The sequence below is a fragment of the Lysinibacillus sp. UGB7 genome (genome assembly GCF_049058285.1).
Classification (GTDB): Bacteria; Bacillota; Bacilli; order Bacillales_A; family Planococcaceae; genus Lysinibacillus; species Lysinibacillus sphaericus_B.
Window position 1 is genome coordinate 68282 of sequence record NZ_JBMGUV010000025.1, and the last position, 14640, is coordinate 82921.

At 39.2% G+C, this 14640-nt stretch carries 11 protein-coding genes; all 11 read right to left on the minus strand.

Features of this window, described 5'->3' with window-relative positions:
- Positions 1-19: 19 nt before the first annotated feature.
- The 11 genes from ACOMCU_RS19860 to ilvD all read right to left on the minus strand — a co-directional run bounded on the left by ACOMCU_RS19860 (position 20) and on the right by ilvD (position 14241).
- Positions 20-1873 (minus strand): dynamin family protein, encoded by a 1854-nt coding sequence (locus ACOMCU_RS19860; RefSeq protein WP_421051164.1) that lies wholly within the window; start codon positions 1871-1873, stop codon positions 20-22.
- 298 nt (positions 1874-2171) lie between these two features.
- Positions 2172-3053 (minus strand): ribokinase, encoded by an 882-nt coding sequence (gene rbsK, locus ACOMCU_RS19865; protein ID WP_421051165.1) that lies wholly within the window; start codon positions 3051-3053, stop codon positions 2172-2174.
- 81 nt (positions 3054-3134) lie between these two features.
- Complete coding sequence (locus ACOMCU_RS19870; RefSeq protein WP_421051166.1) at positions 3135-3785, minus strand: uridine kinase family protein; 651 nt, start codon at positions 3783-3785, stop codon at positions 3135-3137.
- A gap of 162 nt (positions 3786-3947) precedes the next feature.
- Entirely contained in the window at positions 3948-4538 is a 591-nt protein-coding gene (gene leuD / locus ACOMCU_RS19875) for a 3-isopropylmalate dehydratase small subunit (protein ID WP_421051167.1), read from the minus strand.
- A gap of 30 nt (positions 4539-4568) precedes the next feature.
- Positions 4569-5978 (minus strand): 3-isopropylmalate dehydratase large subunit, encoded by a 1410-nt coding sequence (gene leuC, locus ACOMCU_RS19880; protein ID WP_421051168.1) that lies wholly within the window; start codon positions 5976-5978, stop codon positions 4569-4571.
- A 16-nt stretch (positions 5979-5994) separates the two neighbouring features.
- Positions 5995-7095: a 3-isopropylmalate dehydrogenase gene (gene leuB / locus ACOMCU_RS19885; RefSeq protein ID WP_010859615.1), complete on the minus strand. Its 1101-nt coding sequence runs from the start codon at positions 7093-7095 to the stop codon at positions 5995-5997.
- Between the two features lie 111 nt (positions 7096-7206).
- The gene (locus ACOMCU_RS19890) at positions 7207-8745 is read right to left on the minus strand and encodes a 2-isopropylmalate synthase (protein WP_010859616.1); all 1539 of its coding nucleotides are present in this window, start codon (positions 8743-8745) and stop codon (positions 7207-7209) included.
- Entirely contained in the window at positions 8732-9766 is a 1035-nt protein-coding gene (gene ilvC, locus ACOMCU_RS19895) for a ketol-acid reductoisomerase (RefSeq protein WP_010859617.1), read from the minus strand. The genes ACOMCU_RS19890 and ilvC overlap by 14 nt, the downstream gene beginning before the upstream one ends.
- 103 nt (positions 9767-9869) lie before the next feature.
- Positions 9870-10385 (minus strand): acetolactate synthase small subunit, encoded by a 516-nt coding sequence (ilvN, locus tag ACOMCU_RS19900; RefSeq protein ID WP_010859618.1) that lies wholly within the window; start codon positions 10383-10385, stop codon positions 9870-9872.
- Positions 10382-12148, minus strand: a complete 1767-nt coding sequence (gene ilvB / locus ACOMCU_RS19905) for a biosynthetic-type acetolactate synthase large subunit (RefSeq protein WP_010859619.1) — start codon at positions 12146-12148, stop codon at positions 10382-10384. Before ilvB ends, ilvN begins: the two co-directional genes overlap by 4 nt.
- Positions 12149-12570: 422 nt before the next feature.
- Positions 12571-14241, minus strand: coding sequence for a dihydroxy-acid dehydratase (ilvD, locus tag ACOMCU_RS19910; protein WP_010859620.1), 1671 nt, complete (start codon positions 14239-14241; stop codon positions 12571-12573).
- Positions 14242-14640: the final 399 nt, after the last annotated feature.

Genomic DNA, 14640 nt, shown 5'->3' on the forward strand with positions numbered 1-14640 from the left:
ATCTTCTTTACATGAATAATTATTCATTATTGTATTGTATATCTAATTTTTTGGGTATTTCTGGTATATCGTTTGACACTACATCTGTTTCCGTTAAAGCTAAAGCATATAATGGATATTTTGCTTTCACCTCAAATGGAATTATTTTATTTTCCATCTTGTGATTCATTTGGCTACGCGCAAGCAACCCATTACTGGATAAATCGATGGTCATGATGCTATTAATGGTTTCTTTAAGCATTTCTTGATCCTTCGTTCTTAGCGGCAGTTTATCGTCCATTAAAAACGGCTGAATTGCCTCTTTAATATAACCCTGTGCTTCAATTAAACATGAAAATTCATTTAATTTTTCAGCATATAATTTTAATTGGTGCTTTTCTTTAGCACGTTGATGATTAAGTTCTTGAACTTTTTGCTCTATCCGTGCTAAACGTCTTTTCACTAAATCCATCAAATCATTCTGTACTGAATGGACTAGCTGAAGCATGGATGTTTCCGCTTCCTGCACCTTCTTAAATTGTGCAATGCACACTGCTTGCTGTTCATTTAGCTTATTAACACGTTCTTTAAAAAATTGGTTTTGCGTATGATGGCCAAAAATAGCTTTCATTAGGCCTTTACCATGAATTTTTTTATGCTGCGCGTCCAATCGTTCATATTCACGCATATATTCACTATGCATATTTCGATATTCACGTAACATTTGCTGATAGCTGATTGCCTTTTCCGTAAAGCTTTCTACTATCTCGTTTTGTAAATAATCATTTTGTGAGACAGTTTGCAATAGTTGATATAGCGTTTGAACTTTTTTAAATACATTTGCAACCTGTTCATACTCTTGTTCATATTCTTGCACAATTGCTAAATCACGTTGGTAACGTGAAAACTCATATTGGGTATCGCCAGCGTATTTTTCAATGTTTTCAACAGCAGATTGGAATGGGTCACGTTGTGGAATAACTGTTAGTTCGAAGCGGAATCGCTCTAGCCATTGTAAGAAGCGAATTAAAACGGTATACGTTTTCTTATCACAATTTGCAGCAACACGATGAACTTGTGCAATCAAATCATCGTAGTGGCTCTTTTTCCATAGCTCTACATTATCAGTTTGTCTTGCTTCCAGAGCATTTGTTGCAGAAATCGAGACGAAATCACTCATTAAATGACCGATGCGTTCTTTTTCAGCCATCATAAACGCCTCTGAATCATCATTTGTATCAATGCCATTGATTATACAGAGCGGTTCAACACCTTTATTTTTTAACGTTTCGATCAATAAAATTTCTGCATCGATAGCCTTTGAACCAGAACGCAACACCCAAAAAATCTCGTCGACTCTGTTGATTAGCGATTCGGAGAAATAAGCCATTTCCCCAGCTCCCGCTTCCAGTGAAACAGAATCAATAATCGTGACAGATTTCAGTAAATCATTCTTCAGATACACCTCTAAATAATCTAAATGTTCACGTAAAATTTGTGATGCAAATGTATCGCCAGTTGTGAGTAACTCCAATTTACTCATATCGAATACTGCTACCACGCCATCTAAGAAATACGCCTTTACTTCCTCTTGCTCTCCGTATCGTAAAAATGTATTGACGCCTGTCGGATTTTGATCATTTACAGGTAAAACACAACGTCCAAGAAGACCATTCACAAGTGTAGTTTTGCCCACACGCTCTTTGCCAACAATCAGAACCATTGTTTGGTTGTTGGCATCATGGATGATTCGATTTAAGTGTTTAGCCGTATCTTTTACATATGTATTTTGCACAATAATGCCATACAGTTGACGCAAACGGTCTACAAGCTGTGGCAAAATATTATTCGCTGAGGCTGTATGTTCGAGTGGCATATTGTCGATATTTGTCATTCCTAAAACCTCTTTCCGTATATATCTATAGTTCCATTATAAATGAAACTAATCGATTTCCTATACATGGTACTAAGGAGAATAAACAAAAAGGACAATATACTTATATGTAGTTGTCACAAATAGTAGTTATTTCTTATGATAAATAACCATCTTCGTTAATATTTATGCGTTAACCTGACATAAAGAAATGATATTTTTAATTCAATCATGGTCGGGCAATGTTACTCGAACTTAGCTAATTAGGCAACAACTACATAAAGACCTATACCAAAAACTCACATAAGGACTTTTGTATTTACTCTTCAAAGCCACCCATGCGAGCGTAAACCGCCCCAAGTGTTGGCATGCCACCTTGTGCGCCAAATTTTTCAACAGATAAAGAGGCTGCTATATTCGCAAAATACACTGCCTCATCCAATGATTGTCCCTCTATTAATGCATGAGCTAATGCACCGTTAAACGTATCGCCAGCACCTGTTGTATCTACGGCATTTGTCATATAACCGGGTACATGAATAGGATACTCACCATCAAAAAAACGTGCACCATCACTACCAAGTGTTAGTATCATCTTATTCGGGTATCTTGTCAGCACCTCATCAAAATCATTACCAAATAAAAGTGAACACTCTGTTTCATTTGGTGTAATATACGTAATGTCCTCCATCCATCGTATATCAAAATTCGCCGCTGGTGCTGGATTAAATAATACGGGTACATTCGCTTCTTTACATAACTTTAATGCATAATTAGTCGTCTCCATCGGAATTTCAAGCTGCATAATCACCATTTGACTTTGCTGAATAATCTCTCTTGCAGCCTCTATGTGAGCTGGTCTCAACTCATAATTAGCACCTGGTACAACAATAATACGATTATCGTTGTTGTATAATAAAATATTTGCAATACCTGTGGGTACTGAAGCTGTTACTAAGTTTTCTGTGTGAATTTGCTCTTGTTGTAATACGTTACGTAAAGTATGACCAAAGTCGTCTGTACCCACACACCCAATCATGTTTACTTGACTTCCTAATCGCGCCGCAGCAACCGCCTGATTTGCCCCCTTTCCACCTGGAATTGTTTGAAATTGGTCTCCGAGTACTGTTTCACCCTGCTTTGGGAAAACATCCATTTTTACTGCTAAATCCATATTTAAACTACCAATAACAGTTATCATTTTTCTGCCTCTTTCCTCTAAAGTATGTAAGCGACTTGATAAGCCACGATAATTACTAATTAAATTGTTCAAAACACATGATTATTTAAATGGAAATGTATTTTTTTCTAGAGTAATTTCGTCATCAGAAGTTTTGACAATAATATCAAAATGCTGGCTGTATGGCTGCATAAAGACCTCATACTGAATACGACGTTCTTTGTGTGACTGCCTTAAATAATTTATATCCATCCCCCTTTCAACAATATCACGACTGGATCTTCTCATTAATTCCGTTTTACCATCGGTATAGAAATAAATTTTTAAATCAAATAATGCTGGATCCATAAATGCAACACTCATCCCTTCTACAATCGATACGCTGTTTTGCGAAGAAAGTAACTCGCTTTCCATATAATGTGTATCGATTGTATATAGTTCTAAACCATCTCTAAGCATCCGAACATCTCTTTCCAAAGAAGGTAAATGATGCGCAGATGGATGGCAAGCTGTCATTTTATAACGATGATTTTCGTTTTGATATGTATAGTCGATTATTGCTTGATTTCTTATGTTTGAACTAACAATATATGGATCTGTATTCATATAATTCACTTCATGTTGATTTAGTTGGTTTACGAGCCTATTGGCAAATGTTGTTTTCCCAGCAGCACCATGACCTGAAATACCAATAACAATCCGTTCACCCGTTGTGCTGAGCCAATTTGTTATTTCTTGTAATAATGTATCCATCTTTCTCTCCCCCTTATACTAATATAATAAGCTTATTTTTATGAAATGAGTATCGGAAAAGCCTGTTATCTATAAAAAGTGCACAATCTTCAGGTAAGATTGTACACCTTCTAACAATAAAGGAGTCATCTCAAATGTTTCCTGAGACAACTCCTTTACCTATTAGTACGTTAGTCGTTTTGCTTCATACGCAGTAATTTGTTCTTCGTATTTAAATGTTAGAGCAATTTCATCCCAACCATTTAATAACGTTTCTTTATAATAAGAATCGATGTTAAAACGATAAATCTGGCCATCTTCACCCGTTACTGTTTGAGCTGCAAGATTTACTTCCACGCTATAAGGCTTCGCTAAACCTTTTGCTAAAATCTCATCACATTCTGCTTCGGTTAATTTGATAGGCAAAATGCCATTTTTGAAACAGTTATTATGAAAAATATCTGCAAATGATGGTGCGATGACTACGTTGAAGCCATAGTCTAAAATTGCCCATGGTGCATGTTCACGAGAAGAACCACAGCCGAAGTTATCTTGTGCTACTAGAATTTTGGAATCTTTAAACTCAGGTTTATTTAATACGAAGTCTTTGCTTTCATTCCCTTGAGCATCAAAGCGCCAATGGTAAAATAAAAACTGACCAAAACCTGTACGTTCAATCCGCTTTAAAAATTCTTTTGAAATAATTTGGTCTGTATCTACATTTTTACGATCTAGTGGTGTAATGACACTAGATACGATATTAATTGGTTCCATTTTCAATCATCCTTTCCGTGTTAAAGGCTCCTACACCGTTTCCTTTACGAATTCGCGTACATCCACGAAATGACCTGCAATTGCTGCCGCCGCAGCCATCTGTGGTGATACTAAATGTGTTCTTGCACCAGTACCTTGACGACCTTCGAAGTTACGGTTTGATGTTGATGCACAGCGTTCACCAGCAGGTACAACATCATCATTCATGGCTAAGCACATGGAGCAACCAGATTCTCGCCATTCAAAACCAGCATTTGTAAAGATTTTGTCTAATCCTTCAGCCTCTGCTTGCTTTTTCGTTGTATGAGATCCTGGTACTACGATTGCTGTCACATTTCCATGTACTTTTCGTCCTTGGATGATGCTTGCTGCTGCGCGTAAATCACTTAAACGTGAGTTTGTGCATGAACCGATAAATACGTGTTGGATATCAATTGAAGTTAGTGGTTGGCCTTCTTCTAAGCCCATATAGGCAAGTGCTTTTCGAAGTGCAGCTTTATCTGACTCATCCTGATAATCTGCTTGCATTGGTACATTTTTAGAAACGCCTGAGCCCATAGAAGGATTTGTTCCCCACGTGATAATTGGCTCAATTTCTTCAGCTTTGATAATGCGCACTTCATCATACGTCGCGTCCACATCAGATGCTAGACTTAACCAGTATGTTGATGCTTCTTTAAATTTCTCGCCTTGTGGTGCGTAGCGACGATCCCGAATGTAGTCAACGGTAATTTGGTCAGGCGACACGAGCCCTGCCTTTGCTCCTGCTTCAATGGACATATTACAAATTGTCATACGTTCTTCCATAGAAAGTTTGTGGACTGCCTCTCCAGTGAACTCCACAATATGACCTGTACCTACGCCGATACCAAATTTAGAGATTATCGCTAAAACAATATCTTTTGCAGCAACGCCTTCAGGAAGCTCTCCTTCTACACGAATTTCCATCGTTTTTGGCTTGTTTTGCCACAACGTCTGTGTAGACATTACATGTTCTACCTCTGATGTACCGATACCGAATGCAATGGCACCAAAAGCACCATGAGTAGATGTATGAGAATCACCGCAAACAATTGTTTTACCAGGCTGTGTTAACCCTAGCTCAGGTCCAATCACGTGGACAATCCCTTGATCGGGGTGTCCCATACCCGCAAGCTCAATACCAAATTCAGCAGCATTTTTCGCTAATGTTTCAATTTGGTTGCGAGCAATCGGATCAGTGATGGTCGGTAAATTTTTTGTAGGTACATTATGATCCATCGTTGCAAAGCTTAAATCGGGACGACGTACTTTACGACCGTTCATGCGTAGCCCTTCGAAAGCTTGAGGAGAAGTTACTTCATGAATTAAATGAAGATCAATATATAACAGGTCCGGTTTGCCCTCTTCCTGATAAACAACATGTTTATCCCAAATCTTTTCAATTATATTTTTGCCCATTGTCTTCACCTATTTCTTAAATGTATGTTGTCATAATACTTTCTGATACAAAACTAGTATCAATCTCGTTAATTATTTTATCTGTCCATTCATTAGTAGATAGTGTTCGACCACCATCACGCGCAAGATCAGCAGTGAAGTAACCATCATCAAATACAGCACTAACTGCTCGTTCAATTTCTGCCGCTTCCTCTTTTAGACCGAATGAGTATTGTAGCATCATAGCAACAGAAAGAATCGTTGCAGCTGGGTTTGCTACACCTTGACCAGCAATCTCCGGTGCTGAACCATGGACAGGTTCATAAAGTCCAAAGTTATCGCCACGGATTGATGCTGATGGTAATACACCGAGTGAACCTGTAATAACGGATGCTTCATCACTTAAAATATCTCCAAACATGTTTTCAGTAACAACAACATCATAGTGGCTAGGATTTGTAATCAATTTCATTGCCACAGAGTCCACTAGATTATGCTCAACCAGTACATCTGGATATTCTTTTTTCTTTGCTTCTACAACTTCGCGCCATAAGCGACTTGTTTCAAGTACGTTTGCTTTATCGACAGAGCATAATTTGCCTCCACGTAAACGTGCTAATTCAAAGGCATTTTCAACAATACGTTCAACTTCTGCTGTTGAGTAAACTGTTGTATCAATTGCGCCATTTTCAGTACGCATACGTGGTTCCCCGAAGTATACGCCACCTGTTAGTTCACGTACGATCATTAAATCTACGTTTTCGGCTACTTCACGTTTTAATGGTGAAGCATCTAGTAAACTCGGGAACGCCTTTACCGGACGTAAATTTGCGAATAAGTCAAAGTACTTACGAATACGTAATAAACCTTTTTCAGGGCGTAACTCAGGTGGGTTATTATCCCATTTAGGGCCACCTACAGCCCCAAGCAGAATGGCGTCACTACCTTCACACATTTCAATTGTTTCATCTGGTAGTGGATTATTGTGTTGGTCGATGGCAGCGCCTCCGATTGTTGCATAGCCTAAATGGAATGTATGGTTGAAGCGCTTGCCAATTACTTGTAATACACGTACAGCAGAAGCAACAACCTCTGGTCCAATTCCGTCACCAGGAAGTACTGTAATTTTTTTCTCCATCGTAAAAACACCTTTCTTTATATAGTGTAAATGCCTCATAAGGTTATGCTATTTTAGTAAAGACTCTCACCTGCTTTTGCAGATGAGAGACTTTTTGTAAAGCAAGTACAATTAGATTTCTTGTAGGGCACGAAGGCTTACTTGAATTAAATGACGGTTAATGGCATTTAAATAAGCTTTCGCAGATGCTTCTAAAACATCTTGGGATGAGTTTCGACCAGTCGTTGATACACCATCGTAACGAATATTAATAACGGCCTCACCAAGTGCATCACGTCCCTTACCGACGGATTTCACGCGATAGTCGATGACATGAATGTCTCCCGGAACAAGCTGTTCAAGTGTATTGAAAATAGCTTCGACTGAACCTGAACCAGTAGCCACAACATTTTTGACATTACCTTCTGGCGTAATTACTGTTGCTGTCGCAGTTGGAATATTCTCTGTCCCATATTGTACTTGAACCATTTTCAATTCAAATAGCGGCACATCCTCAATTTGCACTTGTTGCTCTGTAAGAAGTGTTAGTAAATCTTCTTCTGTAATCTCTTTTTTGCGGTCTGCAAGCTTTTTGAATTCAGTAAATGCTTTATTTAGCTTGTCGTCAGAAAGAGTAAAGCCCATTGTTTCCGCACGGTCACGGAATGCAGCGCGTCCAGAGTGTTTACCGAGAACAAGAGGAACTTCCCCCTCACCAATAAGTGCTGGTGAAATAATTTCGTACGTTTCAGGATTTTTCAGCACGCCATCTTGGTGAATACCAGACTCATGAGCAAATGCATTTTTCCCAACAATTGCTTTATTTGGTTGAATGACCACGTTTGTTAACTTACTTACTAATTGAGACGTACGTTTAATTTCTTGTAAGTGAATGCCTGTTTCCACAGGATAAATATCTTTACGAATATGAAGAGCAACAGCGATTTCTTCAAGCGCAACGTTTCCAGCCCGCTCACCAATACCGTTAATCGTCCCTTCCACTTGCATAGCACCATTGTCGATGGCAGCGATTGTATTAGCAGTCGCCATTCCTAAGTCATCGTGACAGTGCGCAGAGAATTTAACGTTTTCAGCGCCTTTCACATTCTCAAGTAGGAATTTGAACAATGCTCCGTATTCCTGAGGAGATGCATAGCCAACTGTGTCTGGCACGTTAATGGTAGTAGCGCCGGCCGCAATGACTTCATTGATAATACGGACTAAAAATTTACGATCTGAACGGAATGCATCCTCTGCAGACCATTGCACAAGCGGGAAGAATTTTTTTGCATATTTCACTGCTTCTACTGCTTGTTCAACCACTTGATCTGGTGATTTTTTTAACTTGTACTCCATATGAATTGGTGATGTTGCTAGGAAAATATGAATATGTGGCTGCTCTGCTACTTTAATCGCTTCCCATGTTGTATCAATGTCTTTTTGCACACAGCGTGCTAGACCTGTCACGATGGAATTTTTAACAGTGCCTGCAATACGATTGACCGCATCGAAGTCACCAGGTGATGAAGCAGGAAAACCTGCTTCAATAATAGTGACACCTAGACGTTCTAATTGCTTGGCGATTTCAATCTTCTCAGCTGTATTTAGGTTAATACCTGCAGATTGCTCGCCGTCGCGAAGTGTTGTATCAAAAATATCAATTTTTCGCACTTACGCTCACTTCTCTCACTACTTTTTCTTTACCTTCGTTGATGAACGGCATCATAGCTCGTAATTTAGTACCAACTTCTTCGATTTGGTGGTTGGCACCTGCTTCTTTGAATTTCGTGTAGTCAGGGCGACCGTTTTCGTTTTCTTGAATCCAACGACGAGCGAATGTACCATCTTGGATGTCAGTTAATACGTCTTTCATGCGTGCTTTTACTGAATCGTCGATGATGCGTGGACCTGCTACATAGTCACCCCACTCAGCTGTATCGGATACTGAGTAACGCATTGTAGCCATACCACCTTCGAACATTAGGTCAACAATTAGTTTTAATTCGTGTAATGTTTCGAAGTAAGCAAGTTCTGGTTGGTAACCAGCTTCTACTAATGTTTCAAAACCAGCTTTTACTAATTGAGTTGCTCCACCACAAAGAACGGCTTGCTCACCGAATAAATCAGTTTCAGTTTCTTCTTTGAATGTTGTTTCAAGTAAACCACCACGAGAAGCACCAATTCCTTTACCATAAGCAAGCGCTAAATCTTTTGCTTGACCAGTTGCATCTTGATGGATTGCGAATAGACCTGGTACACCAGCACCTTGTTGGAATTGACGACGAACTAAGTGTCCTGGACCTTTTGGTGCTACTAAGAATACGTCAACATCAGCTGGTGGTGTAATTTGACCAAAGTGAATGTTGAAACCATGAGCAAACATAAGTGCTTTACCAGCTTCTAGGTATGGTGCGATTTCAGTTTCATATACTGCTTTTTGACGCTCATCAGGTAGTAAAATTTGGATTACATCTGCTTCTTGTGCAGCTTCAGCAACAGTTTTCACGTCTACTCCGTCAGCTTTTGCTGCATCGAAAGATCCGCCTGGTCGAACACCTACTACTACATCGAAACCTGACTCTTTAAGATTTAGTGCATGTGCATGACCTTGTGAACCGTAACCGATGATTGCGATTTTTTTACCTTTTAATACGTCCTCGTTGATGTTTTGTTCATAGTACATTGTAGTCATTGTTTGTTTCCTCCTAATTATGGGTTTGTTTTTTGGGGTCCAGCTTTAAATGCATACCACTTATCTGTAGGATGCGCATCCAAAGCTTTCTTTTATATGCAAACTATTTTAAAATAGAGAGCTGCGTATTTGGTATTTTTTGTGTTTCACGAACAGATGCTGTTGCACCCGTACGTGTTAACTCTTTAATGCCATATGGGCGAATCAACTCGATAAAAGCATCAATTTTTTCTGGCTGTCCCACCACTTGATATGTGACAACATTTTTCGCTGTATCAATAATTTGTGGTCGGAACGGCTCAACAATTGAGTTCATTTCAAGACGTAAATTTGGTGGTGAAATGACCTTCACAAGCGCTAACTCACGAAGCACGATGGATTTATCTGTAATGTCATTGACCTTTAACACGTCAATTTGCTTCGATAATTGCTTGACAAGCTGTTCAATTTTGCTCTCATCTTCTACATGTACTACAAATGTCATTTTTGAGAAGTTTGGCTGTTCAGTATGACCAACTGTAATCGATTCAATATTGAATTGACGTTTCATAAGTAAGCCTGTTACGCGGTTTAACACACCGCTCTGGTTAATCACCGTTACTGTAATTACTCGTTTCACTTCTTTTTCACCCCAATCATTTCATGTAAACCTTTACCTGGTGCTACCATTGGGTATACGCACTCAAGTTGTTTTACGCGACAATCGATTAACGCTGGCTCATCAGAAAGAAGTGCTTCACGGAAGATACTTTCTGCTTCGTCAATTGTGTTAATAAGATAGCCTTTAATGCCATATGCATCCGCTAATTTCACAAAATCCGGTTGAATCGGCATAAGCGAAGATGAATAACGTTCCTCATAGAATGTTTCTTGCCACTGGCGTACCATCCCGAGGCAACTGTTATTTAAAATCACAATTTTTACTGGTAAGTTGAATTCTTTTAGTAGTGAGAGCTCCTGTGCAGTCATTTGGAAACCTGCATCCCCTACAATTGAAACAACTTTTTTGTCTGGCTTCGCAAATTGGGCGCCAATTGCAGCTGGAAAGCCGAAGCCCATCGTACCAAGTCCACCAGACGTTACCCATCCATGGTCATTGTTTAAGCGATAATATTGAGCAGCCCACATCTGATGCTGACCAACGTCTGTTGTAACAATCGCTTCACCTTCAGTAATTCGATGCACGAGTTCTAGCGCTTCCTGCGGTAACACTTCTGTATCACTCGCTGCTTTCGAATACCACAGTGGATTTTCGTTTGCATGATTTGCTAAAAATTCTATCCAATCAGCTGAATCTGGACCTTCAAAGTCTTTTTTAAGTAATGATTTTAATGCTTCCTTCGCATCTGCTACAATTGGAATATCTGTCGGAACGTTTTTACCAATTTCTGCTGGATCAATATCAATGTGGATAATGGTTGCATTTGGTGCAAACGTCGCTAAATTACCCGTTAAACGATCATCAAAGCGAGCGCCAATATTTAGTAGTAAATCTGATTTTGTAATGGCAATATTGGCTGTCGCTGTACCATGCATACCTGCCATACCAATAAATAATTCATGCTCGCCGTGGAGTGATCCAAGACCTAGTAATGTATTCGTTACTGGGATGCGGTATTTTTCAGCAAAAGTCGTTAATTCTTCGCGTGCATCTGCAAAAAGTACACCTGCTCCTGCTAGGATAACCGGCTTTTTCGCTAAAGAAATTGCTTGGATAGCCTTTTGGACTTGTAAGTAATTCGGTTTGTATGTTGGTTGGTATCCAGGTAAATAAATTTCTTCTGGTGCTTTAGGCGGATTTTCCACTTCAAACAGCATTTGTGAAACATTTTTTGGGAAGTCAACAACTACTGGACCTTTACGCCCCGTATTCGCAATATGGAAAGCTTCTTGGACGATACGCGGAATGTCATTTACATCTTGTACTTGATAGTTGTGCTTTGTAATTGGTGTAGTAATCCCCATAATGTCAGCTTCTTGGAAGGCATCTGTACCAATAACTGAAGTTGCCACTTGACCTGTGAAAATAACAAGTGGAATGGAATCGATCATCGCATCTGCAATACCAGTTACTAAGTTCGTGGCTCCTGGTCCACTTGTAGCAATGACAACTCCTGGTTTATTTGAAACACGCGCATACCCTTCTGCTGCGTGAATTGCGCCTTGCTCATGTCTTGTTAAAATATGTCGAATTGGATTTTTGTACAGCGCATCATAAATTTGCAGTACTGCACCACCTGGGTAGCCAAAGATAATTTCTACACCTTGATCATGCAACGCCTTAACTAAAACGTCGGCACCATCTTTCGGTTGAAAAATCTTTTCAGCTTCTGCTGTTGTTACTAATTCTTCTTTTTCATTGATAGAAACATTCGCACTCATCAAAATAAGCCTCCTTCATGTAGTTAAAATAGTGAAAAACTATTTTAATATCGTGAAAAATAATAAAAAGCCCTTTTCTCCACACGCAAAGAACTACCTTACGTAGGGATGAAAAAGACTTTTCATGGTACCACCCTTGTTTATAGCAATAAAATTGCTACCTCGCGAATAAATGAAAGCATTTATGAACCAATGCAAGTAAACTTACATCCAATACGGTGTCATAAATCATTTATTCATTAATAACGAGCACTTCGATTATGCCCGGAGCTATCTAATGGCGTACACGCGTTTAATAGCTCACTCCGAGGGGATGTCGGATCTAGTTGTATCGCCGGCTTCCAGCACGACCGGCTCTCTGGTAGATACAGGACTCTAGACCCTTTAACCTCATCAACGTTTTAACATATATATATTTTCAGTTAAATCTTCATGACGCCGCCAGTAGAGGCGCTTGTGACTAATTTCGAATATCTCGCTAACCAGCCACGTTTGATTTTCGGTTCAAATACTGGCAATCTTTCAAGACGCTCAGCTAATACTTCCTCTGAAACTTCTAAATTAATTGTACGATTTGGTAAATCAATTGTAATAATGTCACCATTCTCTACTAAAGCGATTGGACCGCCTTCTGCTGCTTCTGGTGAAATATGACCAATTGAAATACCGCGAGATGCACCTGAGAAACGTCCGTCTGTAATCAGTGCAACCTTGGTTCCTAAACCACGACCTTGAATAGCAGACGTTGGTGCAAGCATTTCAGGCATCCCTGGGCCACCTTTAGGTCCTTCATAGCGAATGACGACTACATGGCCTTCCTTAACTGTGCCATTATCAATGTTTTCCTGCGCTGCCTCTTGTGAATCAAAGACAATTGCTTCACCCTTAAACACTTTAATAGAAGGATCTACAGCACCTACTTTGATAACAGAGCCATTTGGTGCAATATTACCGAATAACACCGATAAGCCACCGACAGGACTATAAGGATTGTCTTTCGTACGAATAACTTGATCATTAGTAATCTGATAATCTTTTACAAGTTCCCCCATCGTTACACCTGCAACAGTTGGACGATTTGGATGAATTGCACCAGGAATAGATACTAATTCGTTTATGATGGCACTAACACCACCAGCTTTATTAATATCATCCATTGACACATCCGAAGCGGGCATAATTTTCGCTAAATACGGTACACGCTCTGCAACTTTATTTATATCTTCAATGTTATAGTCAATTTCCGCTTCATTTGCGATGGCAAGTGTATGAAGGACTGTGTTTGTAGAACCGCCCATTGCCATATCAAGTGCAAATGCATCATCGATTGCTTCTTTTGTAATAATGTCACGTGGCTTAATGTCCTCATTCACCATACGGACTAATTGTTTAGCAGCTTCTTTAATGAGCTTATGGCGCTCATCGGATGTTGCTACGATTGTGCCGTTACCTGGAAGCGCTACTCCTAGCATTTCCATCAAGCAGTTCATAGAGTTCGCAGTGAACATTCCCGAACATGATCCGCATGTCGGACACGCGTTGTTTTCAATATCTAACAGCTCTTCCGATGACATTTTGCCTGATTTATGAGCTCCGACACCTTCAAAAACGGATGTTAGTGAAAGTTGTTTACCTGTGGCAGATGTCCCCGCCTCCATTGGACCTCCTGATACGAAAATTGAAGGTACATTTGTACGAACCGCCGCCATTAACATTCCTGGTGTGATTTTGTCACAGTTTGGAATGTAAAATACGCCATCAAACCAGTGTGCATTAATAACTGTCTCAGCAGAATCTGCGATAATTTCACGACTTGGTAAAGAATAACGCATACCAATATGTCCCATTGCAATCCCATCATCTACACCAATTGTATTAAATTCGAATGGAATTCCACCCGCTTCGATTATGGCTTCCTTGACAACATCAGCAAACGTACGTAAATGAACGTGACCTGGAATAATGTCGATATAAGAGTTACAAACCCCAATGAATGGTTTGCCTAAATCTTTTGCTTTTACTTTGCCTGTTGCATATAAAAGACTTCGATGTGGCGCACGATCTACGCCTACTTTAATCATGTCACTTCTCATTTTAAACGCCCCTCATTTATTGCTATGTTCGTTGCTATATACAAAATGTTCTGTCTATTTTGTTTTTGTGTATAAGTTAATTGCTGTAAATGCAACTAACTACTGTAACGAACGTATTAAATTGTTGTTATCATAGTACGAATAAGAGGGTCTCGTCAACAGTATTTTTTGAATTGTTTAAACAATTCAAATACTCCGTAAAATTTGAAATCGTTTTCATGCTGATTAAGCATCACTTTTATCTCGCTTTGATAAATATTTTGACATTTCGTTCAAATTTAAATTTTTTTATAATAAGCAATATTTACATAGTTCCACTCTTTAAAAATGATAATAGTCTTTAGCTATTTTCGTAGACGATCCCGCTACTCCATGCAGAATATTTCTAATGCAATAAGT